Genomic DNA, 23,817 nt, shown 5'->3' with positions numbered 1-23,817 from the left:
CAGTATAGCGCTGCTGATGTTAGGAATGGTCTCAATACTCTTTGCCTGTCACTCGGCTGCGATAACTTTCCCAGTTAAAAATCACCCACAGGCTATTGCCGAGCCGCATACGATCCATCACGCGCTCACCCAGCAGTTTGTTCATTTCATCTATATTGCTGTTTGTCAGCATGCCGGTCGGTCGCTTGGAGGAAGAGCGGCGATCGACGATCTGGTTGATGATCACTTTTTCATAGCGCGATTCGGTCTGCATGCCGATCTCGTCGATCACCAGCAGATCTACGTTGCTGAGATCGTTGAGCAGCTGTTCTTCGCTGGTTTCACGATTGCTGAACGTCTCTTTCATTGCCGACATAATGTCTGCCACGGTAATGATCAGCACTGACTTGCCGCGCAGCAGCAGTTCGTTGCAGATGGCGGCAGCCAAATGGTTTTTTCCGGTGCCAGGTTTGCCGGAGAAGATGAAGCTGGCGATATTGCCATCAAACTCTTCGACGTACTGACGGGCTTTGCTCAGGGCATTCATTTGTCCTTCGCACTCGACCCGATAGTTCTCAAACGAGCAGTTCTGGTGCAGCGGACGGATACCGGAGCGGTTAAACGTGCGCTGCATTTTCATGGCCCGGTTCTCGCGCGCCAGCGCCGCGGCATGAATTTCACCTTGTTCTTTTTGCCACGCCAGCAGTTCCTCGCCCGTTTTGAATGCGGGCTCGACATTGGGCGGCATCATTTTTTGCAGACGTTTCATCAGGTCGCCAACGTTTTTCATCGTTATCCTCTAAAACCCGGTGGAATATGACTGTCAGGTTCGCTGACACTGTTAACATCACGTTTGGGCATTCCGCCATTGCTGGCCCGGCCAATTTGTACGCTACGCGCGAGTTTTTGCTGCCACTGAACATGGTGAAAGATCTTGCCCTCTGCCTGCCAGTAGGCCACAAACGCGGCCAGCTCTTCGGCGGTGACCGGTTCTCTGAGCGCGATGCCCCATAGCGCGGCCTGTCGCTGAAAGTCAGCATCGGGCTGCCAGTCAGCGTACATCGGAAATTTCCCCATCGGTACGGCAACAGGTGCCGCTTGCGGCTCTTCGTAAAATTGCGCATCCAGCGTGATATCGCTTCCCGGACGTGACAGCTTCTCTTCGAGCGCCAGTAGTTCGGCCAGACGCGCAGGGGTTACGGCATAAAACGCGGGCGCATTATTGGCGAAAACGGCCACTGCGCCACCTGCTGACTTTGCCAGCACGGCCTGGTGATCGTGTAATAAGGCGTCAATACCGACGACGTCCGGAGTCAAAATTTTACAGGGCATAATGTTTCTCAATACTGAACAACAACCGAGAAGGGGACTGCTTTTATAGTAACACAGAGAAGAAGGAGAGCAGCAGGATGAGGGTGATTCCCCATCCGCTATGGTATTAAGCAGGTGCACCGTCACACGCGCGGGCGTTTGCGATACAGCCATAATCCCGGTACGGAAAGCCCGATGGACAAAGCCCCCACGATGGACGAGGCTTTCAGGAAGTTAGTCAGCAGGGTAATCATCAGCTCTTCGCTGTAACCGAAATGACCGATTTTTACCGCAGAGATCATCGCCGTGTACGCGGAGATCCCCGGAAACATGGGGATTACTGCCGCGACGGTAAAGACTTTCGGGTGCGCCAGATACCAGCGTGACCATTGGATCCCGATGCAGCCAATCAGTAATGATGCCATAAAGGTTGACCATTCGATATTGAGCCCCGCGGTCATCATCACCATGCGTGAACCGTGGCCAAGCGCGCCGAGCAGGGCACACCAGGGGAGCGCCCGATGCGGTACGTTAAAGACCATGGCGAATCCGACAGCCGGAATTGCAGACAGGATCATGTCCTGCAGCAGGGCAAACATGAAATCAATTACACCCATCCGCGTAACCCCCACAGAGTCATCGACATCACTACGCCAACGCAGGTTGCCAGCGTGAGCAGGCTGGCAATGGCCCAGCGCGCCAGCCCGGTATTTATGTGCCCTTTAAACATATCTGCGACCGCGTTAATCAATGGGAAACCTGGAACCAGCAGCAGCACGCTGGCCGCCATGGCAACCGTCGGCGTGTGATTAAACGTCGGCAACGTCAGCAGCAGACCGGAAATGGTGGTGGCGACAAAAGCGGTGACGCAAAAGTTAATTTGCGGATGCAAATGCCGGGAGGCCAGAATCTGGCGGATATACATGGCAATCATGCTGGCAAAAAAGGTAATAACCGCCCCATCCCATCCGCCATTGTTCAACTTACAAAAGCAGGCGCAGGACAGGCCGACCATCAATGAAACCAGCCATCGAGGGTAGCGCAGCGGTTTAATCTGACTAAAGCGTTTCTCCACGCCTTTGCCGTCCAGCAGCTTATGCTCGGCCAAAATGACGATGTGCTGAACTTCGGTTACGACGTGCATATTGATGCCGCGATCCTGATTTTTTCGGGTCGATGTCAGGCATTGTCCGTCTTTAATGGTGGTCAGGACGATAGCGTTAGAGGAGATGGCGCTTTCTACGCTATCCATACCAAGCGCCAGGCCGAGGCGGGTAGAGAGTTCGTCAACCAGCGCGCTTTCCGCTCCGTGTTGCAATAAAAAAAGTCCGCATTGTATACATAACCGTGTAACCGTTCGCTGTGACGACTGCTCTGTTTGCATGGCTCGCTCTGACTGAAAAGATGCACTCTGGATAACGACTGTCTTCTTTTTATCATGAAGCATGATCCCGCTGGCTCTGGCTAAGATCAATCTTTGTGTTGAAAAAAGAGGCAGAGCGGTGAGTTTTGCCGATGTGCAGCTCTCTTTTCTATGCTATAGGGTTAACTTCCCTGGTGCGGTTATTCCTGTGTGCAGCAATTACGTAAGTAGCGCTAATAAATTAATGTAGATATTTTAATTGTACAATTAATGTTCCTCTAAGTGATTATGTCAGGATGGTTTTATAGTGTGATGCTATTAGGATTGTAGTGTCATCACTTTTTCATATATTTAAAATAAAAACCAAGGATAAACAATTCATACTGTCTATCTTTTTTACCTGCTGTCTTAATGTTTTTTTATTTATGAAAGAATTTCAGGTGAACAAGATTGTGGACAGGTGAATATGGAGGATTTATGTTGCCAGGACGCTGCAAGAACGCAATTATCATTAGTAAATTACCAATCATACAAACTGGGCTTAAAGGGGTGATGCAAGGGCAGTTCTCTGATTATGAACTGACGTATTGTCGCTCCGTAGAAGAACTAACTTTGCTGCAGTTGCGCTGCTCTGACCTGGTGATAGCTGACTTAACCAGGGACTGTAGTAATCCGCGTGCAATCTGCGATCAATACTATTCTTTACTGTCTCAATATCGCGATATCCACTGGGTTTTTCTCGTTTCACGCCTGTTTTATCCTCTGGCTGTTGAGTTGCTCATGTGTCCTGTCAGCTCACTCTTATCTGATGCGGAACCCATTGAGAGTCTGGTGAATGTTATTCATTCGGGAAATACCCGGGCCGAGAGAATCAGTAAGGTGCTGCTCTCTCCGCCAATTATCCCTGAATTACAGGATCACAGCGCCCGGTCAATTGTGCTCACCCTTTCTGAAAGAAAAGTGTTACGGCTACTCGGAAAAGGTTGGGGAATTAACCAGATTGCGATGTTACTAAAGAAAAGTAATAAAACAATTAGCGCGCAAAAAAATAGCGCGATGCGTCGTTTATCAATCCATAGCAATGCAGAAATGTATGCATGGATAAACAGTTCTCAAGGAGCACGAGAGCTGAACTTACCTTCAGTTTATGGAGAGACCACGGAATGGAAAGCAGAAATAACAAAAGCAATGTCGCACTGGTAGAAAAGTGCGCAATGAGTCGTGTAGGTATTAAGAGTTTATTTAATACCATGCCAGATAGCCCATACCATCTTTATCAGTTTTCTAATCAGCCGACCTTTAGCCAGGAAATGTTAAAAACGTCTTTTTCTGCGGTCATTTTTTCACTTTCAGCGTTAAGAGCGGATCGCCGCGCAGGGCTGGTCTACCTGACGGAACTGGCGGTCAATTACCCGCGTATCCGGCGCGTGGTGATCGCTGATGATGATGCTGAAGTGCGATTAATTAGCTCGCTTTCCCCGCTGCCGCTGGATGGGGTCATCAGCAAAGCATCATCATTGGGTGTATTACAGGAAGGGCTACTCGCGGCCTTGAATTGCGCCAAACGGGGAATCGAAGGGACAAAAAATCACTGGTTTGTTAACCAAAACCGTATGTTAAGCCCTACTGAGCGCGAAATACTGCGTTTTATGTCGAATGGATACTCGATGCCGCAGATCGCCATTCAGCTTGAACGGAACATTAAAACCATTCGGGCGCATAAATTTAACGTGATGTCTAAACTGGGTGTGAATTCTGACGCCGGACTCCTGGATGCCGCTGATATTCTGCTGTACCTGCGTGCCGGGGAGCCAGCGCCTTTTCTCCATGCGGTTTCGTAACGGGGCGATTACGCGTGTGCCGGATTCACTCTCCGGCACCAGGGTGGGTATTCGTTACTGACAGACATCAACCCAGGTAGCAGAAGTCAGTTCAGCCATTCTGTCTGGCGTGATACGCACTGCGCTGTGCGTGGCTCCAGCTGCGGGTAGGACTTCAGCGTAATGCTTCAGGGAGATATCACAGTAGACTGAAATGGGGGTCTCCAGTCCAAAAGGGCAGACGCCACCAACCGGATGTCCCGTTGCGTTGACCACTTCATCACTACTCAGCATGCGGGCTTTCGCGCCAAACGTACCTTTTAGCTTCTTATTATCCAGACGGGCATCGCCTTTGGCGACGACCAGGATAATGTCATTTTTTACTTTTAGAGAAAGCGTTTTAGCGATCTGTCCGGGTTCGACATTGTGGGCTTTCGCTGCCAGATCGACGGTGGCCGTGCTCTGGTCCAGTTCAATGATTTCAATATCCGGGGCATGTTCCGCCAAAAATTGCCGTACTGATTGCAAACTCATTCTTTTCTCCCGATAGCGTACGCGCAGTTCTGCACGGCAGAAAACCGCATGGCGTAATTTGTCACAGGGGAAGCGTGGCTGTAAATATTATATTGTTACAACAAAGCAACATCAGCAGGACGTTTAAGACGAGCGGTGAGGGGGAGGATTCTCGCTTATTTCAGCGTACAGTCGCCGCATTGCTGGACGTCTGGCAGACGGTAGCGCTGGCAGCAGGTTCTGCGGACTAACAGCCCGTCACGTGGCACCACGGTGCGCCAGAGTGGATTATCCTCGCCACAGGTGAGTTGTTTCTCAAAGAAGCAGGCCTGGCGCAACGCTGCCAGTAGTTCATCACCCAGCAGCGGCTTCATCTCTGTCAAATACCAGTGAATTAAGTATCCGGTATTGCTCCAGATAAGCTTGCCGTTAATCTCTCCCGTTGCTTCCAGCGCCCGGACAACCGGCGTCAGTGCAGAAAGAATCAGTGTTTCCATCCGCTGTTGTGGGGAGCGGGCGGTGGTCTGCCTGTCGGGGTGAACGTCTATCCAGAAGCAGGCTGCACGACCCGTTTCGTGAAACTCGACGTGCATATGTTCGGGTGCAACATCAATGGCGTCTTTTTGCGTCAGCAGCGCCACCATCAGCGGGGGCATCATCAGGCCGATATACCACTGTGCCCAGAGTGAAATCAGCGGTTTGTTTTCACGAGTTAACGTGGGCTGATTGCGATAGATATGATCGGAATAAACTGCCAGGAGTGAACGCAGCGTGGCGGGTTGGGCCCATTCATGCAGCGTCATGGCACCTTGTGGCGGTGTTTCATCAAGACGAATGAAGTCCAGTAGGTGCTCACGGGTTTGAGCAATGGTTGCACGCACTGAATCGGCCAGCGACGGCATCTCCGTAGGGAGGTGGCTGCGCCAGATGACATCTTCAACGATTTCAACGATCGGTGCGGAACGATAAGCCATAGCTATATAAGGATGTTAATCTAAATGATAATGATTGCCAATCCTATAGGCGAGGGCTGGCGATGGCAAGATCTTTGTCGTGGTGTCGGGAGGCAGCGCACGGATAGCGTAGGCAGGGGTTAGTTTATCCGCAGTTCATCGCTGACTAGCGTGTTATTGCGTCCCTGATTTTTGGCTTCGTAAAGGGCTTTATCCGCTTTGCTTATTGCGGCATCAATATCCTGATCCACCAACGGCGCAATGCCGATGCTGACGGTCACGTTGGTGGCCACGTTTTCGTTAAACATGTGGGGAATTTTAAGATCGTAGACTTTCTGGCGAATACGCTCGGCGGCGGCCTGTGCCTGCTGCGGATCGACTGCTGTCAGTAAAACCATAAATTCCTCGCCGCCAAAGCGTGCCACCACATCCCGTGAGCGTACGGAATCCCGAATGGCGGCAGAAACACGGATCAGCGCCTGGTCACCCATCATATGCCCGTAATGGTCGTTATAGGCTTTGAAATGGTCGATATCCAGCAGCAGCACGTAATGCTTCGCGTTGCTCAGGGCCAGCAGCGTATCGAGTCGGTGTTGCAGTCCCCGGCGATTATACAACCCGGTTAACGGGTCGAGCATACTGAGACCGTTTAGCGTTTCCCGTTCTTCCAGTAGCTTGTACATCAGTTGCTGAGCAAAACCGTCATAGCGCTTTTGTATCACGTGCTGAATGGCGATCCCGGCCATCGGCAGCGCCATAAAATAGATCACGCGCAGTCCATGTTCGCTGCCGTTCAGCCACAAGCAGACGGCAACGGAGGGGAGTGAATGGAAGGTAAAGGCGATGATATTATTGGCAAAAGCAATTGATCCAATAAACAGTACGCTGAGCAGCGCTATCAATAGAAAAGAATAATCATTATGACCTAGTGCGTTATATTTCAAGGAAATATGTAATGCCCACAACAAGCCAAAAGCGAGTGAAATAAAAGGAAGATTAATTCGTTTATCCGCATATTTCCCATGCCATGCCAGCAACAGTGTACTCATCACGAGTATCGTCAACGCCGGTTCTGATAACGCTTTAACGGCAAAAAGTGGAAAAAAGAGTGTAAACAGTGCGGAGACTGCGTTGAGCAGCAGAAACAGTCGTAAAGAGAGTTGATATTTTTTGGTGCGTAGCGTTCGCCAGGATTGTACTGTCATAGGTAAATGTTGTTATTTATCTGCTATATACGAATGTGTGTTGGTAAATAAAACAAATAACGAACGAGGTATCATTAGCCGGGGTCTTTATTGTTTTTAGTTGAAAAGCTAACCGGCGAGCAATTTATCACCTTAAATTATTCATGTCATCAATCGTTAAGTAAAACTCATATAATTGATAGTACCTCCCCGCTGACAAATGAGAAAATATATCATATGATATTGGTTATCATTACCAATGTCATAGGTGAAACCATGTTGCAACGTGCGCTGGGCAGTGGATGGGGTGTGCTGCTGCCGGGGATATTCATTGCGGGTCTGGCTTTTACTGACCTGTCAGTTCACGCATGGAAAGCGATGATTGTATTAGGATTACTGTTAACTTCACTGATGCTGTACCACAAGCGTTTACGGCATTTTGTTTTACTGCCTTCATGCGCAGCAGTGATCGCCGGTGTGGTTCTGATGATGATGAACTGGAATCAGGGATGAACAAAGCAAGGAAGATAATCGAGAGGAAAATAAGATAATTGGTGCGAGGGGGGGGACTCGAACCCCCACATCCTAAGGACACTAACACCTGAAGCTAGCGCGTCTACCAATTCCGCCACCTTCGCACAGTCATCTTACTTTTTTTGATATCGCCTCGTTGGTGCGAGGGGGGGGACTCGAACCCCCACATCCTAAGGACACTAACACCTGAAGCTAGCGCGTCTACCAATTCCGCCACCTTCGCCCAGTGCGAGCAATATCAAACGTGGATTATGGTGCGAGGGGGGGGACTTGAACCCCCACGTCCGAAAGGACACTAACACCTGAAGCTAGCGCGTCTACCAATTCCGCCACCTTCGCATACCATCGACACTCAAAAAGTATCGTTACCACGGAGGCGCATTCTAGTGGTTTTCAACTTTTCGTCAATAGCTAATTACGCGGTCTGGGTTGATTGGCGCAAAAACGGCCACGTACATGGCCGTGAGTGATTTCCGTTAGGCTTTCTTTGCCTGGCGGGTCATTACCGTGCGATACACCTTAAAACGACCGGTCTGGGCGATGACTTCATGGAAGCCAAACATCTCATCCAGAATTTTCGGGTACGGCAGGAAGGCGTTGGCCACAATACGCAGTTCACCGCCGCTGTTCAGATGACGCACCGCGCCGCGAATCAGAGTTTGTGCGGCATCGAGGCTGGTTTGCATCCCGTCGTGGAACGGCGGGTTGGAGATGATCATGTCAAAGCGACCGGTCACGTCAGAAAAAACGTTGCTGGCGAAGACATCGCCTTCAATTCCGTTTGCCGCAAGCGTAGCTCGGCTGGCTTCAACCGCGGATGCACTGACATCACACAGGGTCAGTCGCACTTTCGGTGAATGACTGGCTAAGGCTACGGAGAGAACACCCGCCCCGCAACCGACATCCAGCACTTTACCTTTGGTGTGCGGCGTCAGGGTTGAGAGCAGCAGTTGGCTGCCGACATCCAGGCCGTCACGGCTGAACACGCCCGGCAGCGTTTTGATGGTCAGGTTGTCGACGCTGTACCCGTCCCAGTATTTTTCGGCATCAAAGACCGGCTGTTTTTCCAGGCGACCGTGATAGAGACCACAGCGGCGTGCGCTGTCGATTTTATTCAGTGGCGCGAATTCGGCCAGCATCTGCTCCGCGCTGCGTACACCGCTGCGGTTCTCGCCAACGACAAAAATATCGGTGCCGACTGGCAGCAGCGACAGAATGTTCATCAGTTGGAACTGGGCTTCCGGCTTATTCTTCGGCCAGTAATAGATCAGCGTATCGCTGTCCGCAACGTCTTCGGCCTGGGCTACGAGGCTAAAGCGTACGTTATCGCCCATCTGGCGGTTTAACACCTGCCAGTGGTGGAGTTGTTGGGTATGTGCGCGGTTGGCGGCACTTTCGAAGTGGGCAGGCAGGTCATCCTGCAAATCACCGGCAAACAGAATACGGCTTTGTTCGAAATCATCACTGTGGCGCAGCAAGACTTCACTTGCCGGGGTAAAAGCAGACATGGAATGCTCCTCAATTTATACAGGTTGCGATTATATACACAAAATCAGTCAAGCTGAATCAAGGCGGCCTGCGGGATGTCGTGTATCGTTGTTTGTTGGCGTAGATTCGACAGATTTGCTATATTTGCGCCCCTGATAGACAGGAGTGTTTCGCTATGACATCCCGACGAGACTGGCAGTTACAGCAACTGGGCATTACGCAGTGGTCGCTGCGCCGTCCTGGCGCACTGCAAGGGGAGATCGCGATTTCCATTCCTGCGCACGTCCGTCTGGTGATGGTTGCGGCGGAGCCACCCGCGTTAACCGAACCGTTGATGAACGATATTTTACGCGCATTGACCGTCAGTGCGGATCAGGTTTTACAACTGACGCCAGACCGTGTCGCCATGCTGCCGCAAGGCAGTCGCTGTAATAGCTGGCGGCTGGGAACCGAAGAGCCTCTGCAACTGGATGGCGCTCAGGTCACCAGTCCTGCGTTTAATGAATTACGGGAAAACCCAGCGGCACGCGCCGCCTTATGGCAACAAATCTGCGCATATGAACACGATTTCTTCCCTCAATCCGACTGATTTACCCGCAGCATTTCAGATTGAAAAACGCGCCCATGCTTTTCCATGGAGCGAAAAAACATTTGCCAGCAACCAGGGCGATCGCTATCTCAACTATCAGTTAACCGTTGATGGAACGATGGCCGCCTTTGCGATAACGCAGGTCGTGCTGGATGAAGCCACGCTGTTCAACATTGCCGTCGATCCTGATTTTCAGCGACGGGGACTGGGACGTGAGCTACTGGAGTACCTGATCGACGAGCTGGAAAAACGCGGCATTCTGACGCTGTGGTTAGAAGTTCGCGCCTCGAACGCTGCGGCGATTGCGCTGTACGAAAGCCTGGGCTTTAACGAGGCGACGATCCGCCGCAATTACTACCCGACAGCCGACGGCCACGAAGACGCCATTATTATGGCATTGCCAATCAGTATGTAAGACAAGGTGTAATGATGAAGAAGTGGGACTGGATTTTCTTTGATGCCGACGAAACGCTGTTCACATTTGACGCGTTTACCGGCCTACAGCGGATGTTTCTTGACTACAGCATTACCTTTACCGCTGAGGATTTTCAGGACTACCAGGCCGTGAATAAACCGCTGTGGGTGGATTATCAAAACGGTGCGATCACCTCATTACAACTGCAGCATGCCCGCTTCCTGAGCTGGGCTGAGCGTCTGAACGTGCCGCCTGGGTCGCTCAATGATGCGTTTATTAATGCGATGGCAGAAATCTGCTCTCCGTTGCCAGGTGCGGTGTCGCTGCTGAATACGATTCGTGGCAAAACGAAAATCGGTATTATTACCAACGGGTTTACCGCGTTGCAGCAAATCCGTCTTGAGCGCACCGGTCTGCGCGATTATTTTGACCTGATGGTTATTTCTGAGCAGGTTGGTGTAGCAAAACCCGACCCGCGTATTTTTGATTATGCGCTGGAGCAGGCGGGCAATCCCGAACGCTCCCGCGTGCTGATGGTGGGTGACACGGCGGAGTCCGATATTCTGGGTGGCATCAATTCCGGGCTATCAACCTGCTGGCTAAATTCGCACCAACGCGAACAGCCGGTGGGCATTCAACCGACCTGGACCGTGGCTTCATTAAGCGAACTGGAACAACTCCTGTGTAAACACTGATTGCCTCCCCCCCATTGATGGGTAAAATAGCCGCAATTTTTCGTATTCAACATGCGTGACGTAGAGCCGCGCTTACTCAAGAAGATTGAACTATGACGTTGTCTCCTTATTTGCAAGAGGTGGCCAAACGCCGCACCTTTGCCATTATTTCTCACCCGGATGCCGGTAAAACGACGATCACCGAAAAGGTGCTGTTATTCGGACAGGCAATCCAGACCGCCGGTACCGTTAAAGGCCGCGGCTCTAACCAGCACGCGAAATCAGACTGGATGGAGATGGAAAAGCAGCGTGGTATCTCTATTACCACCTCTGTGATGCAATTTCCGTATCATGACTGCCTGGTAAACCTGCTGGATACCCCAGGGCACGAAGACTTCTCGGAAGATACCTACCGTACGCTGACGGCGGTGGACTGCTGCCTGATGGTTATCGACGCCGCGAAAGGTGTAGAAGACCGTACCCGTAAGCTGATGGAAGTAACGCGTCTGCGCGATACGCCGATCCTGACGTTCATGAACAAACTCGACCGTGATATCCGCGATCCGATGGAGCTGCTGGATGAAGTCGAAAACGAACTGAAAATTGGCTGCGCGCCAATTACCTGGCCGATTGGCTGCGGTAAATTGTTCAAAGGTGTTTACCACCTGTATAAAGACGAAACTTATCTGTACCAGACCGGTAAAGGTCACACTATTCAGGAAGTCCGTATTGTTAAAGGCCTGAATAATCCGGAGCTGGATGCCGCCGTCGGTGAAGACCTGGCGCAGCAGCTGCGCGACGAGCTGGAACTGGTGCAGGGCGCGTCTAACGAGTTCGACCAGGAATTGTTCCTCGCCGGTGAAATCACTCCGGTGTTCTTCGGAACCGCGTTAGGTAACTTCGGCGTTGACCATATGCTTGACGGTTTGGTGGAGTGGGCGCCTGCGCCTATGCCGCGCAAAACCGACACCCGCATCGTTGAGGCATCTGAAGAGAAATTCACCGGTTTTGTGTTTAAAATTCAGGCCAATATGGACCCGAAACACCGCGACCGCGTGGCGTTCATGCGTGTGGTTTCCGGCAAGTACGAGAAAGGCATGAAAATGCGTCAGGTGCGCATTGGTAAAGACGTAGTGATCTCTGATGCGCTGACCTTTATGGCGGGTGACCGCTCTCACGTGGAAGAAGCCTACCCGGGCGATATCCTCGGTCTGCACAACCACGGCACCATTCAGATTGGCGACACCTTTACCCAGGGTGAGATGATGAAGTTCACCGGTATTCCGAACTTCGCGCCAGAACTGTTCCGTCGTATTCGCCTGAAAGATCCGTTGAAGCAAAAACAGCTGCTGAAAGGGCTGGTACAGCTGTCTGAAGAAGGTGCGGTGCAGGTCTTCCGTCCAATTGCCAACAACGACCTGATCGTCGGTGCCGTTGGTGTGCTGCAGTTTGACGTCGTCGTTTCCCGCCTGAAAAGCGAATACAACGTTGAAGCGATCTACGAATCGGTCAACGTGGCGACCGCGCGCTGGGTAGAATGCTCAGACGTGAAGAAATTCGAAGAGTTTAAGCGTAAAAACGAAATTCAGCTGGCGCTGGATGGCGGCGATAACCTGACCTATATCGCCCCGACCATGGTTAACCTGAACCTCACCCAGGAACGTTATCCGGACGTGACGTTCCGTAAAACGCGCGAACACTAATCGACCTTCCAGGGTGCGGCTTATGCCGTGCCCTGCGACTTTCCCTGCCTTATTAATCCCTTACGGAATGTTCTTAAATCCCGCACTTTTTCCTCATTTTGCCTATTTTTTGACCGTATTTGCCTGCGGTATCAAAATTGTGATCTATATTTAACAATGTGATGACATAAATATCGGCTTTAAATTCTACGTTACTTTCTCATCTTAGTTGTTTTAGCTGATATTTATTTTGATTACGAGATTAGTTGCTGGCTCAGCCCGATAAGCGGCAGAGCATCGATATGAGCAAAAAAAGGATTAAATCGATGACAATGACAAAACTGAAGATCTCAAAAACGCTGCTGGCTGTGATGCTGACGTCTGCTGTTGCCACGGGGTCTGCATTTGCAGAAAACGCGACCACCGATAAAGGGCAATCCGGTCTTGAAAGCGCAGGGCAGAAAGTTGATAGCTCGATGAATAAAGTCGGCGATTTCATGGATGACAGCTCCATTACCGCAAAAGTGAAAGCCGCGCTGGTCGATCACGAAAGCATTACGAGCACCGATATCTCGGTTAAAACAGATCAGAAAGTGGTCACGTTAAGCGGATTTGTTGAAAGCCAGGCGCAGGCAGAAGAAGCGGTAAAAGTGGCGAAAGGCGTTGAGGGAGTTACCTCCGTGAGCGACAAACTGCACGTGCGTGACAGCAAAAGCACTTCTGTAAAAGGCTATGCGGGTGATACGGCAACCACCAGTGAAGTCAAAGCCAAATTGCTGGCTGATGACATCGTTCCTTCTCGCAAAGTGAAAGTGGAGACCACCGATGGCGTGGTTCAGCTTTCAGGCACCGTTGACTCACAGGCGCAAATCGAGCGCGCTGAGAGTATCGCCAAAGCCGTTGATGGCGTGAAAAGCGTTAAAAACGACCTCAAAACTCAGTAATTCGACTTAATTCGCCAACCTGATATTTGTCGGAAGGCGCGTTGTGCACCACACTAAAATATCGCAATGGGCGGCCTGAGCGCCCATATCAAGCGGTTGACATTAACTATGGTAAAGGAGAAGCGTATGTTTCGTTGGGGCATCATATTTCTGGTTATCGCGTTAATTGCCGCCGCTCTGGGCTTTGGTGGACTGGCGGGTACCGCTGCAGGTGCAGCGAAAATTGTCTTCGTGGTGGGGATTATCTTGTTCCTGGTCAGCCTGTTTACCGGGCGTAAACGACCCTAGTTGGTAAACCGTAAAGAAAAATTGCTACTCAGCCAGTCCAGCGGACTGGCTTTTACGGTTTTAGTGATACGTAATTTGCGTTACTTTGTCGCTCTATCATAAAAAAAACAGGAAGGCAGAGGTGGGGCAGAGAATACCCGTCACGCTCGGTAATATTGCGCCGTTATCGTTACGTCCGTTTCAACCCGGCAGCATGGCGCTGGTGTGCGAGGGCGGAGGGCAAAGAGGCATTTTTACCGCGGGCGTGCTGGACGAGTTTATGCGCGCGCAGTTTAATCCTTTTGATCTCTTCTACGGGACGTCCGCTGGTGCGCAAAACCTGTCGGCCTATCTCTGTAACCAGCCAGGTTACGGGCGCAAAGTGATTATGCGCTACACCACCCGACGTGAATTCTTTGACCCGGTGCGGTTTGTGCGCGGGGGAAATCTCATCGATCTCGACTGGCTGGTAGAGGCCACCGCCGCGCAGATGCCGCTGGCGATAGACCATGCCGAACAGTTATTTGCCGCGGGAAAAGCGTTTTACATGTGCGCCTGTCGCGGAGATGACTACACGCCGGGTTATTTTTCGCCGAACCGACAAAACTGGCTCGACCTTCTGCGTGCGTCCAGCGCCATTCCTGGATTTTATCGTAGCGGGGTAGCGCTGGACGGCGTGAACTATCTGGACGGTGGGGTCAGTGACGCCATCCCCGTTCAGCAGGCGGTAAAGCAGGGGGCCAAAACGCTGGTGGTGATCCGCACCGTGCCCTCGCAAATGTACTACACCCCGCAGTGGTTCAAACGCATGGAACGTTGGCTGGGGGAAAGCAGCCTGCAACCGCTGGTCAATCTGGTGCAGCATCATGAGGCCAGCTACCGCGCCATTCAGAGTTTTATTGAAAAACCTCCGGGTAAGCTGCGTATCTTTGAGATCTATCCGCCCAAGCCGCTCCACAGTATGGCGCTGGGAAGCCGAATTCCGGCCCTGCGGGAAGACTACAAAACCGGACGCCTGTGTGGACGTTACTTTTTGGCGACCGTCGGTAAACTGTTGGCGAAAAACACACCGTTGCCCCGCCAGACGCCGAAGATTATGGTGCCTGGACCGGTGGTGGTCCCTCCGGCACCGGTTGCCAACGATGCCCTTATACCGGTGGTGGCCGATGCACCTCAGGCCAACGACACGACGTTTAGCCATGAGGATCTGGCGTGAGCTATCGGTTTATCGATACGCATTGTCATTTTGATTTTCCGCCGTTCACCGGCGACGAACCTGCAAGCATTCAGCGGGCAATTGAAGCCGGTGTGAGCCGCATTATTGTGCCGGCGACCGAGGCGGCGAACTTTTACCGCGTGCTGGCGTTGGCGCAAACCTACCCCCCGCTATTTGCAGCTCTGGGTTTACATCCGATTGTGATGGAACATCATGACGATGATGCCCTGGACCAGTTGCAACAGGCGCTGGAAAAGCGTGTACAGAAGGTGGTGGCGGTAGGGGAGATAGGACTGGATTTGTATCGTGATGATCCGCAGTTCGACAAGCAGGAAAGGATGCTGGACGCGCAGCTTCAACTGGCGAAGCGCTACGAACTGCCGGTGATCCTGCATTCACGACGTACTCATGACAAACTGGCGATGCACCTTAAGCGCCATGCGCTACCGCGTACCGGCGTAGTGCATGGCTTTGCCGGGAGCTTGCAGCAGGCGGAACGCTTTGTGCAGCTGGGATATAAAATTGGCGTGGGCGGAACCATTACCTATCCCCGTGCCAGCAAAACGCGCGAGGTGATGGCGCGGCTGCCGCTGGGATCCTTGCTGCTGGAAACCGATGCGCCGGATATGCCGCTCAACGGCTTTCAGGGTCAGCCCAATCGCCCGGAGCAGGTCACCAGGGTGTTTGAAGTATTATGTGAGCTGCGCCCGGAGCCCGCAGAGGTCATCGCCGAGGCGTTGTATCGCAATACGACGACGTTGTTTAATGTTTGACTGCGGGCGACGCCGCTTGTAGGCCGGATAAGACGCTTTGGCGTCGCATCCGGCAAGTCACAGATATAACGCCGGGAAAATCAGGTTATCAACCTCGCGTGCCCGTAATTCCTTTGCCAATTCTTCCACGTCCTCTGGCGTCGCGCTCGGCCAGGCTTTGGCTTCACCATACACGCCATGCGCATGAAACGCGTTAAGCCGCACGGGGATGTTGCCCAGGCGGTGAATAAACGCGGCCAGCGCATCAACGTGCTGCAGGTAATCAACGTGTCCGGGAATGACCAGCAGGCGAAGCTCCGCCAGTTTTCCCCGCTCGGCCAGAAAGCGAATACTGCGCTTGATTGCCGCGTTATCGCGCCCGGTGAGCTGTAAATGACATGCGCTGTCCCAGGCTTTTAAATCCAGCATGACACCATCGCAAACCGGCAGCAGCTTCTCCCAGCCGGTTTCACGCAGCATGCCGTTGCTGTCCACCATGCAGGTCAGGTGTTGCAGGTGCGGATCGGCTTTGATCGCTGAGAACAGCGCAATCACGAAAGGAAGCTGCGTTGTCGCCTCACCGCCGCTCACGGTTATCCCTTCAATAAACAACGATGCCTTACGAATGTGACGCAGCACCTCATCGACGCTCATCGTCTGCGTCATTGGCGTGGCCTGCTGCGGGCACATTTGTAGGCAGATGTCGCACTGCTGGCAAACATCGGACTGCCACCACACTTTTCCCGCACTCAGACTTAAGGCGTCATGTGGACAATGCAGTACGCACTCCCCGCAATCGTTGCAGCGCCCCATCGTCCACGGATTGTGGCAATTTTTACAGCGCAGATTGCACCCTTGCAGGAACAGGGCCAGGCGACTGCCCGGCCCGTCGACGCAGGAGAAAGGGATCAGCCTACTTACTGAAGCGCATCTGCTGTTCATGACTCATCACGCGAGGTTGACGTTCCAGAATGCGAGTATTGCGAGCGGCCTCTTCGCCCAGCCAGGTGGTGTTGGTGCGTGAGCCTTCGGCACGGTATTTTTCCAGATCCGACAGGCGCACCATATAACCGGTGACGCGGACCAGATCGTTACCGCTGACGTTGGCGGTAAATTCACGCATTCCGGCTTTAAACGCGCCCAGGCAAAGCTGTACCAGCGCCTGTGGGTTACGCTTGATGGTTTCATCCAGCGTGAGGATGTCGCTGATCCCGGCGTGATAATACGCGTGATGCGGGGCCACGGTTTGCAGATGAGTAATAGGATCCGGCTCGTCGCCATACGGCAGACGCGCGCCCGGCGTGGTGCCAATGTCTGAACTGATCCCCGACTGCGCATGCAGCATCGCCCGCTGCTGCCAGCCGTATTTCACCGGAGTGTTGGCCACAAAGTCGGCAAGCTGGGCGCTGATCCGATAGCCCATCTCATTAGCGCTCTCATCTTTGCCGTAGCGTGCGTGTAGCCCGGCCTTCTCACACAGCAGGTTTACCGCCTCCGCCAGGCCGTACATACCAAACATCGGCACAAAACGTTCGGGATCAATCAACCCTTCCTGCACCAGGAAGCTATTCTCAAAGAAATGTGATTTCTCATAGAGGAATTCACACCGTGAATCAATGATGGCAATTTGCTGCTGGCAATAGTGCGGTAGGGTGTGCGTAAAGAAGTCATCGACAGACCTGCTGCGCTCTGCGATGGCTTTCAGATTCAGCCTAACCAGCGTACTTCCGCCGCCCGCCAGCGGCAGCGAGTTGTAACAACTGACGACGCCATAATGGCCTTTTGTGAAAATTTTATCATTTTCAGGACCGTTGGAAATATGCGGTTTACTGCATTCGCAAATATTTTGTGCCACGTTCAGCAGCAGGTCGTCAGGTGTGATTTGTGGATCATAAATAAAGGTAAGATTAGGCGAGACCTGCTTTAGCTCTGCATCTGCACGTAAAATGGCGCGGGTGATCGGCGTATCGGCCGGGCCAATATTGGCATGCATAAAGGCGTCTGGCAGGGTTCTGTCGAGATACCGCCAGAAACGTTTTATTCGAATATCGATCTCTTCTTGTGTTAGAATTCTAACATACGGTTGCAGCAGGGCATCGAGCTGACCAAGGTACACCGGCATCGATGTCACTGATGGAACATGGTGGTACAGAATGGTGAGCAAGGATAAGGCGTCATCAAGATCCTGTGCACCTTCCAGCTCCAGCCAGGCTGAACCGTTGGCCAGAAAATGCGCATAATTGGGCAAAACATAACGTGGTTTGAACGGGGCATGACCTTCGTACATATCGCAGATAACCCCGTCATCCAACGCCTGGCGTGCTTCAGCAGGCAACTGCGGATAAGGCAGTGCGTTTTCTGCCTCCAGCGCCAGAAAGTGGCGTTTCTGCTCAGGGCTGAGCACCGGACTGGTCACGATTTGTTGGCAGCGCTGTTGCAGCGCGAGTTCGCTTGAAGTGGGCATCGTCGATTCCTTTATGTGCCGAAGGTTAAGCAGCATTGTAGGAAGCAACCGATCCTTAACTTTTGATCCGGATGCGCCTGATGCCATCGCTTCTCGCCAGTAAAGCTCAATTATTTGAAGTAGATCTCATTAGAGTAATGCAAATCTGTATGTGGTTTTCATTAACTGTGATGTATATCGAAGTGTAATGGCGAGTGGATGTTAGAATACTAACAAACTCGCAAGGTGAAATTTTATACGGCGATGCCGTTGGAGAATGTTATGACCGATTTAACAGCAAGCAGCCTGCGTGCCCTGAAACTGATGGACCTGACCACCCTGAATGATGACGACACCAACGAAAAAGTGATCGCGCTGTGTCATCAGGCAAAAACCCCAGTGGGTAACACGGCGGCAATCTGTATCTATCCGCGTTTCATCCCTATTGCGCGTAAAACGCTGAACGAGCAGGGCACGCCGGATATCCGTATTGCAACGGTAACCAACTTCCCGCACGGCAACGATGACATCGATATTGCGCTGGCAGAAACCCGTGCAGCGATTGCCTACGGCGCAGACGAAGTTGATGTGGTATTCCCGTATCGTGCGCTGATCGCCGGTAATGAGCAGGTCGGTTTTGACCTGGTGAAAGCCTGTAAAGAGGCGTGTGCAGCGGCAAACGTGCTGCTGAAAGTGATCATCGAAACCGGTGAACTGAAAGAAGAAGCGTTGATTCGCAAAGCATCTGAAATCTCCATCAAAGCAGGGGCTGATTTCATCAAGACCTCTACCGGTAAAGTCCCGGTTAATGCGACGCCGGAAAGCGCACGCATCATGATGGAAGTGATCCGCGATATGGGCGTTTCGAAAACCGTTGGTTTCAAACCGGCTGGCGGCGTGCGTACTGCGGAAGACGCGCAGCATTTCCTCGCCATTGCTGATGAACTGTTTGGCGCAGACTGGGCGGATTCCCGTCACTATCGCTTTGGCGCATCCAGCCTGCTGGCAAGCTTGCTGAAGGCGCTGGGTCACGGCGACGGTAAGAGCGCAAGCAGCTACTAAGTTTTTATTGCCCATCGTAGGCCGGATAAGGCGCAAGCTTCTATCCGGCATGAATACGACTTGCCGGGTGGCGCATTGCTTACCCGGCCCATAATCGGGAGGTTCCCTTGTTTCTCGCACAAGAAATTATTCGTAAAAAACGTGATGGTCATGCGCTGAGTGATGAAGAAATTCGTTTCTTTATTAACGGTATTCGCGACAACACCATCTCTGAAGGGCAAATCGCCGCCCTGGCGATGACCATTTTCTTCCACGATATGACAATGCCTGAGCGTGTTTCGCTGACCATGGCAATGCGTGATTCAGGAACCGTGCTGGACTGGAAGAGTCTGCAGCTGAACGGCCCGATTGTGGATAAGCACTCTACCGGCGGCGTGGGTGATGTAACGTCACTGATGTTAGGTCCAATGGTCGCAGCATGCGGCGGCTATATTCCGATGATTTCCGGGCGGGGTCTGGGTCATACCGGCGGTACGCTGGATAAACTGGAAGCGATCCCGGGATTTGACATCTTCCCGGATGACGCGCGTTTCCGTGAAATTATTAAAGACGTGGGTGTGGCGATTATTGGGCAAACCAGCTCGCTCGCACCGGCGGATAAACGTTTTTATGCCACCCGCGACATTACCGCGACGGTGGATTCCATTCCGCTGATCACCGGTTCGATCCTGGCGAAAAAGCTGGCGGAAGGGCTGGATGCGCTGGTCATGGACGTGAAAGTTGGTAGCGGCGCCTTTATGCCAACCTACGAACTTTCAGAAGCCCTTGCTGAAGCAATTGTCGGCGTGGCGAACGGGGCAGGCGTGCGTACCACCGCACTGTTAACCGATATGAACCAGGTGCTGGCTTCCAGCGCCGGTAACGCAGTAGAAGTCCGCGAAGCCGTGCAGTTCCTGACCGGTGAATACCGCAATCCACGTTTGTTAGACGTCACCATGGCGCTGAGTGTGGAAATGCTGATCTCCGGCAAACTGGCGAAAGACGATGCCGAAGCCCGCGCCAAGCTGCAGGCGGTATTGGATAACGGTAAAGCGGCGGAAATTTTTGGTCGCATGGTCGCGGCGCAAAAAGGTCCGACCGACTTCGTGGAAAATTATGCGAAGTATCTGCCGACGGCAATGCTCAGCAAAGCGGTATATGCTGATACCGAAGGTTTTGTTAGCGCAATGGATACCCGTGCGCTGGGGATGGCGGTAGTTTCCATGGGCGGCGGTCGTCGTCAGGCATCGGACACCATTGATTACAGCGTCGGCTTTAGCGACATGGCGCGTCTGGGCGACAGCGTAGACGGGCAGCGTCCGCTGGCGGTGATCCATGCCAAAGATGAAGCCAGCTGGCAGGAAGCGGCGAAAGCGGTCAAAGCGGCAATCAGTCTTGACGACAAAGCGCCAGAAATTACACCGACAGTCTATCGTCGTATAACCGAATAACTGTATACTGATCTGATCGCTTTTTTGCGGCGCAAAAGGTACGGAGAATAATATGAAACGTGCATTTATTATGGTGCTGGACTCCTTTGGTATAGGTGCGACTGAAGACGCTGACCGCTTTGGCGACGTTGGCGCCGATACTATGGGGCATATTGCAGAAGCCTGTGCGAAAGGCGAAGCTGACAATGGTCGCAAAGGTCCGCTGAATTTGCCTAACCTGACCCGTCTGGGCCTGGTGAAAGCTCACGAAGGTTCTACAGGTAAAATTGCCGCCGGAATGGACGGTAATGCAGAAGTGATCGGTGCCTACGCATGGGCGCATGAACTCTCTTCCGGCAAAGACACGCCGTCTGGTCACTGGGAAATCGCCGGTGTGCCGGTGCTGTTTGACTGGGGTTACTTCTCCGATCATGAAAACAGCTTCCCGCAGGAGCTGCTGGACAAACTGGTTAAGCGCGCCAACCTGCCGGGCTACCTCGGCAACTGCCACTCTTCCGGTACGGTCATTCTGGATCAACTTGGCGAAGAACATATGAAAACCGGCAAGCCGATTTTCTATACCTCCGCTGACTCCGTGTTCCAGATTGCCTGTCACGAAGAGACCTACGGTCTGGATAAACTCTACGAGCTGTGCGAAATCGCCCGTGAAGAACTGACCGAAGGCGGCTACAACATTGGTCGCGTGATCGCCCGTCCGTTTATTGGTGATAAAGCCGGTAACTTCCAACGTACCGGTAACCGTCACGATCTGGCCGTAGAACCGCCAGCGGCGACCGTTCTGCAGAAACTGGTCGACGAGAAAAAAGGCCATGTTGTCTCTGTAGGTAAGATTGCTGACATTTACGCGAACTGCGGTATCACTAAAAAAGTGAAAGCAACCGGTCTGGACGCGCTGTTCGACGCCACCATCAAAGAGATGAAAGAAGCGGGTGATGAGACCATCGTCTTCACCAACTTCGTCGACTTCGACTCTTCCTGGGGCCATCGTCGCGATATCGCCGGCTATGCCGCAGGCCTGGAGCTGTTCGACCGCCGCCTGCCTGAGCTGATGGAGCTGGTAGGGGAAGATGACATTCTGATCCTGACCGCTGACCACGGCTGTGACCCAAGCTGGCCGGGCACTGACCACACTCGTGAGCACATTCCGGTGTTGATCTATGGCCCGAAAGTCAAACCGGGTTCACTGGGTCACCGCGAAACCTTCGCGGATATCGGTCAGACGCTGGCGAGCTACTTTGGCACGTCGCCGATGGACTACGGTAAAAACATGCTGTAATGCAATTGCCCGGTGGCGCAAGCTTACCGGGCCTACGGTTTTGTAGGCCTGATAAGGCGTAGCCGCCATCAGGCAATAACAACGAAATAAGGATAAAAGATGGCAACTCCACATATTAATGCAGAAATGGGTGATTTCGCTGACGTCGTATTGATGCCTGGCGACCCGCTGCGTGCGAAGCACATTGCTGAAACTTTCCTCGAAGATGTCCGTGAAGTGAACAACGTTCGCGGCATGTTAGGTTTCACCGGGACTTACAAAGGCCGTAAGATCTCCGTTATGGGTCATGGTATGGGTATCCCATCCTGCTCCATCTACACCAAAGAACTGATCACCGATTTCGGCGTGAAGAAAATCATCCGCGTAGGCTCCTGTGGCGCTGTGCGTATGGACGTCAAACTGCGTGACGTGGTGATTGGAATGGGTGCTTGCACCGACTCCAAAGTTAACCGTATCCGCTTTAAAGATCATGACTTTGCCGCTATTGCTGACTTCGACATGGTGCGTAATGCTGTTGATGCGGCCAAAGCGCTGGGCGTAGACGCGCGCGTGGGCAACCTGTTCTCCGCTGACCTGTTCTACTCGCCGGACGGCGAAATGTTCGACGTGATGGAAAAATACGGCGTGCTGGGCGTGGAAATGGAAGCGGCGGGTATCTACGGTGTTGCGGCTGAGTTTGGTGCGAAAGCGCTGACCATTTGCACCGTGTCCGACCATATCCGTACTCACGAGCAGACCACGGCTGCTGAACGTCAGACGACCTTCAACGACATGATCAAAATCGCGCTGGAATCCGTGCTGCTGGGCGATAAAGAGTAATATCTTTAGTGCCGGGGGGCGGCTTCGTCTGACCCGGCCTACGGTTTTGTAGGCCCGCTAAGCACAGCGCCAGCGGGCTTTTTTATTAGCGTACCGCGCTCGCTATCCACGCCGACAGTTCTCGTAGCTCTTTTTCCTGTTGCGGGAAATCGCCAATCAACGCCTCGCACTCCTGTTGCAGCCTGTCCGCCCGATACAGACACCCTTGCAAGCTGCCCGCCAGCGCTTCTAATGGCGCGGGATTGAGGCTGTCGGTAAAGACCTGCGCGCGGGTGATATGGCCTTTCTCCACGTCGAAATGTAACTCGACGCCACCCCAGGTAAAACGCTCATCCAGCAGATGAGAGAAGGCAGGGGCCTGACCAAAGTTCCACTCCCAACTGCTCTGGCGGGCAAACGTTTCGGCGAAATTGGGCAGATCCGGCGTGTTATCCGGGGAAATAATTTCAGCCGCTACGCGTTCGCCGTAGTGTTGGAAAAAGGCGTCGGTCACGGCTTCACAGATTTTTTCATGAGTGATCTCAGGCAGCAGTTCAACCAGATTCGCGACCCGACCACGCACGGAGGTGATCCCCTTCGCCTGAAGCTTTTTCTGATCAGGGTTGAGGTAATTCGCCAGACGACTGAGGTCGGCATTCAGCAACAGCGTACCGTGGTGGAACCCGCGATCTTTGGTTTCTCGATACGCCGAACCTGAAACTTTGCGATCGCCTTCGGCCGTTTTGACCACCAGATCGTTACGCCCGGAGGCGTCAGCGTTGACGTCCAGTGCGTTCAGGGCATTGAGTACGATAGTGGTGGAGATGGTTTTGTCGTATTCCGGTTTGCCTGCCATAAAGGTAAAGCAGGTATTACCGAGATCGTGAAACACCGCGCCGCCGCCGCTGCTACGGCGAGCCAGCCGGACGTTATCCTCTTCCATGCGTCGGGTATTGCACTCTTTCCACGGGTTTTGCGCCCGGCCTATGACCACCGTATCGGCGTTGCGCCATAAAAACAGCACGCGCTGCGTGGCGGGCATTTGACGAAAAATGCACTCTTCAACCGCCAGATTAAACCACGGATCGTAAGAGTCGGAGATAAGCAGGCGTAATGTGGTCATG

The 23,817-nt window shown here is 52.7% G+C and carries 26 protein-coding genes and 3 tRNA genes; 15 read left to right on the top strand and 14 right to left on the bottom strand.

What is annotated here, in order from left to right; genetic code table 11:
- Positions 1-31: 31 nt before the first annotated feature.
- From dnaC to FDX22_RS18225, 4 genes are all read right to left on the bottom strand, one after another.
- Positions 32-769: a DNA replication protein DnaC gene (gene dnaC / locus FDX22_RS18240; RefSeq protein WP_096758423.1), complete on the bottom strand. Its 738-nt coding sequence runs from the start codon at positions 767-769 to the stop codon at positions 32-34.
- Between the two features lie 2 nt (positions 770-771).
- On the bottom strand, positions 772-1,311 hold the full coding sequence (gene dnaT, locus FDX22_RS18235; RefSeq protein ID WP_096758422.1) for a primosomal protein DnaT: 540 nt from the start codon (positions 1,309-1,311) through the stop codon (positions 772-774).
- Between the two features lie 122 nt (positions 1,312-1,433).
- Positions 1,434-1,907: a threonine/serine exporter gene (locus tag FDX22_RS18230; RefSeq protein WP_146717577.1), complete on the bottom strand. Its 474-nt coding sequence runs from the start codon at positions 1,905-1,907 to the stop codon at positions 1,434-1,436.
- The gene (locus FDX22_RS18225; RefSeq protein WP_138140550.1) at positions 1,898-2,674 is read right to left on the bottom strand and encodes a threonine/serine exporter ThrE family protein; all 777 of its coding nucleotides are present in this window, start codon (positions 2,672-2,674) and stop codon (positions 1,898-1,900) included. Before FDX22_RS18225 ends, FDX22_RS18230 begins: the two co-directional genes overlap by 10 nt.
- 456 nt (positions 2,675-3,130) lie before the next feature.
- Between FDX22_RS18225 and FDX22_RS18220 the strand changes: the two genes are divergently transcribed.
- Both FDX22_RS18220 and bglJ read left to right on the top strand, forming a co-directional pair.
- Positions 3,131-3,856: a LuxR C-terminal-related transcriptional regulator gene (locus tag FDX22_RS18220; protein WP_117342363.1), complete on the top strand. Its 726-nt coding sequence runs from the start codon at positions 3,131-3,133 to the stop codon at positions 3,854-3,856.
- Entirely contained in the window at positions 3,817-4,494 is a 678-nt protein-coding gene (bglJ, locus tag FDX22_RS18215) for a DNA-binding transcriptional activator BglJ (protein ID WP_146717638.1), read from the top strand. The genes FDX22_RS18220 and bglJ overlap by 40 nt, the downstream gene beginning before the upstream one ends.
- 54 nt (positions 4,495-4,548) lie before the next feature.
- Here bglJ and FDX22_RS18210 read toward each other — a convergent pair whose 3' ends face one another.
- The 3 genes from FDX22_RS18210 to FDX22_RS18200 all read right to left on the bottom strand — a co-directional run bounded on the left by FDX22_RS18210 (position 4,549) and on the right by FDX22_RS18200 (position 7,144).
- Positions 4,549-5,007 carry a YbaK/EbsC family protein gene (locus tag FDX22_RS18210; RefSeq protein ID WP_115259534.1) on the bottom strand — a complete coding sequence of 153 codons (459 nt, stop codon included), beginning with the start codon at positions 5,005-5,007 and terminating at the stop codon, positions 4,549-4,551.
- A gap of 155 nt (positions 5,008-5,162) precedes the next feature.
- A complete protein-coding gene (gene fhuF, locus FDX22_RS18205) occupies positions 5,163-5,960 on the bottom strand; it encodes a siderophore-iron reductase FhuF (protein ID WP_135912627.1) in 798 nt (265 codons plus the stop codon).
- Positions 5,961-6,079: 119 nt separating this feature from the next.
- On the bottom strand, positions 6,080-7,144 hold the full coding sequence (locus tag FDX22_RS18200) for a diguanylate cyclase (protein ID WP_115259532.1): 1,065 nt from the start codon (positions 7,142-7,144) through the stop codon (positions 6,080-6,082).
- 216 nt (positions 7,145-7,360) lie between these two features.
- Here FDX22_RS18200 and FDX22_RS18195 point away from each other — a divergent pair, with 216 nt between their 5' ends.
- Positions 7,361-7,636, top strand: coding sequence for a DUF1435 domain-containing protein (locus tag FDX22_RS18195; RefSeq protein ID WP_146717637.1), 276 nt, complete (start codon positions 7,361-7,363; stop codon positions 7,634-7,636).
- A 39-nt stretch (positions 7,637-7,675) separates the two neighbouring features.
- Here FDX22_RS18195 and FDX22_RS18190 read toward each other — a convergent pair.
- The 4 genes from FDX22_RS18190 to rsmC all read right to left on the bottom strand — a co-directional run bounded on the left by FDX22_RS18190 (position 7,676) and on the right by rsmC (position 9,165).
- Positions 7,676-7,761 (bottom strand) — tRNA-Leu (locus tag FDX22_RS18190).
- A 33-nt stretch (positions 7,762-7,794) separates the two neighbouring features.
- Positions 7,795-7,880: transfer RNA gene (locus tag FDX22_RS18185), tRNA-Leu, on the bottom strand.
- A gap of 29 nt (positions 7,881-7,909) precedes the next feature.
- Positions 7,910-7,996, bottom strand: a tRNA-Leu gene (locus tag FDX22_RS18180).
- Between the two features lie 137 nt (positions 7,997-8,133).
- Complete coding sequence (rsmC, locus tag FDX22_RS18175; protein WP_146717576.1) at positions 8,134-9,165, bottom strand: 16S rRNA (guanine(1207)-N(2))-methyltransferase RsmC; 1,032 nt, start codon at positions 9,163-9,165, stop codon at positions 8,134-8,136.
- 155 nt (positions 9,166-9,320) lie between these two features.
- Between rsmC and FDX22_RS18170 the strand changes: the two genes are divergently transcribed.
- From FDX22_RS18170 to FDX22_RS18135, 8 genes are all read left to right on the top strand, one after another.
- On the top strand, positions 9,321-9,734 hold the full coding sequence (locus FDX22_RS18170; protein ID WP_096758412.1) for a DNA polymerase III subunit psi: 414 nt from the start codon (positions 9,321-9,323) through the stop codon (positions 9,732-9,734).
- A complete protein-coding gene (gene rimI / locus FDX22_RS18165; protein WP_096758411.1) occupies positions 9,703-10,149 on the top strand; it encodes a ribosomal protein S18-alanine N-acetyltransferase in 447 nt (148 codons plus the stop codon). Before FDX22_RS18170 ends, rimI begins: the two co-directional genes overlap by 32 nt.
- Before the next feature lie 14 nt (positions 10,150-10,163).
- Positions 10,164-10,844, top strand: coding sequence for a pyrimidine 5'-nucleotidase (gene yjjG, locus FDX22_RS18160; protein ID WP_146717636.1), 681 nt, complete (start codon positions 10,164-10,166; stop codon positions 10,842-10,844).
- Between the two features lie 92 nt (positions 10,845-10,936).
- Complete coding sequence (gene prfC, locus FDX22_RS18155) at positions 10,937-12,526, top strand: peptide chain release factor 3 (protein WP_115259529.1); 1,590 nt, start codon at positions 10,937-10,939, stop codon at positions 12,524-12,526.
- A 305-nt stretch (positions 12,527-12,831) separates the two neighbouring features.
- The gene (gene osmY, locus FDX22_RS18150; protein ID WP_146717575.1) at positions 12,832-13,449 is read left to right on the top strand and encodes a molecular chaperone OsmY; all 618 of its coding nucleotides are present in this window, start codon (positions 12,832-12,834) and stop codon (positions 13,447-13,449) included.
- 126 nt (positions 13,450-13,575) lie between these two features.
- Complete coding sequence (locus FDX22_RS18145) at positions 13,576-13,737, top strand: DUF1328 domain-containing protein (RefSeq protein WP_003019081.1); 162 nt, start codon at positions 13,576-13,578, stop codon at positions 13,735-13,737.
- 121 nt (positions 13,738-13,858) lie between these two features.
- Positions 13,859-14,932, top strand: a complete 1,074-nt coding sequence (locus FDX22_RS18140) for a patatin family protein (protein ID WP_096758407.1) — start codon at positions 13,859-13,861, stop codon at positions 14,930-14,932.
- On the top strand, positions 14,929-15,705 hold the full coding sequence (locus FDX22_RS18135) for a metal-dependent hydrolase (protein WP_146717574.1): 777 nt from the start codon (positions 14,929-14,931) through the stop codon (positions 15,703-15,705). The genes FDX22_RS18140 and FDX22_RS18135 overlap by 4 nt, the downstream gene beginning before the upstream one ends.
- Positions 15,706-15,762: 57 nt before the next feature.
- Here the strand turns inward: FDX22_RS18135 and FDX22_RS18130 are convergent, their stop codons facing one another.
- Together FDX22_RS18130 and FDX22_RS18125 are read right to left on the bottom strand one after the other, a co-directional pair.
- Complete coding sequence (locus FDX22_RS18130; RefSeq protein ID WP_146717573.1) at positions 15,763-16,626, bottom strand: YjjW family glycine radical enzyme activase; 864 nt, start codon at positions 16,624-16,626, stop codon at positions 15,763-15,765.
- Positions 16,598-18,148 carry a YjjI family glycine radical enzyme gene (locus FDX22_RS18125; RefSeq protein WP_146717572.1) on the bottom strand — a complete coding sequence of 517 codons (1,551 nt, stop codon included), beginning with the start codon at positions 18,146-18,148 and terminating at the stop codon, positions 16,598-16,600. The genes FDX22_RS18130 and FDX22_RS18125 overlap by 29 nt, the downstream gene beginning before the upstream one ends.
- Before the next feature lie 261 nt (positions 18,149-18,409).
- On the opposite strand from FDX22_RS18125, the gene deoC reads away from it, so the two are divergent.
- From deoC to deoD, 4 genes are all read left to right on the top strand, one after another.
- Positions 18,410-19,189, top strand: coding sequence for a deoxyribose-phosphate aldolase (gene deoC, locus FDX22_RS18120; protein ID WP_222592531.1), 780 nt, complete (start codon positions 18,410-18,412; stop codon positions 19,187-19,189).
- 107 nt (positions 19,190-19,296) lie between these two features.
- Positions 19,297-20,619: a thymidine phosphorylase gene (gene deoA, locus FDX22_RS18115; protein ID WP_115259523.1), complete on the top strand. Its 1,323-nt coding sequence runs from the start codon at positions 19,297-19,299 to the stop codon at positions 20,617-20,619.
- 52 nt (positions 20,620-20,671) lie between these two features.
- On the top strand, positions 20,672-21,895 hold the full coding sequence (gene deoB, locus FDX22_RS18110) for a phosphopentomutase (protein WP_096758401.1): 1,224 nt from the start codon (positions 20,672-20,674) through the stop codon (positions 21,893-21,895).
- A 99-nt stretch (positions 21,896-21,994) separates the two neighbouring features.
- Positions 21,995-22,714, top strand: coding sequence for a purine-nucleoside phosphorylase (deoD, locus tag FDX22_RS18105; RefSeq protein ID WP_000224864.1), 720 nt, complete (start codon positions 21,995-21,997; stop codon positions 22,712-22,714).
- Between the two features lie 85 nt (positions 22,715-22,799).
- On the opposite strand, the gene lplA is transcribed toward deoD, so the two are convergent.
- On the bottom strand, positions 22,800-23,816 hold the full coding sequence (gene lplA, locus FDX22_RS18100; RefSeq protein ID WP_146717571.1) for a lipoate--protein ligase LplA: 1,017 nt from the start codon (positions 23,814-23,816) through the stop codon (positions 22,800-22,802).
- Position 23,817 lies beyond the last annotated feature (1 nt).

This window comes from Citrobacter sp. TBCS-14 (assembly GCF_005280805.1).
In the GTDB taxonomy this organism is placed as follows: Bacteria; Pseudomonadota; Gammaproteobacteria; order Enterobacterales; family Enterobacteriaceae; genus Citrobacter; species Citrobacter gillenii.
This window is presented reverse-complemented; position numbering and strand designations above follow the sequence as displayed.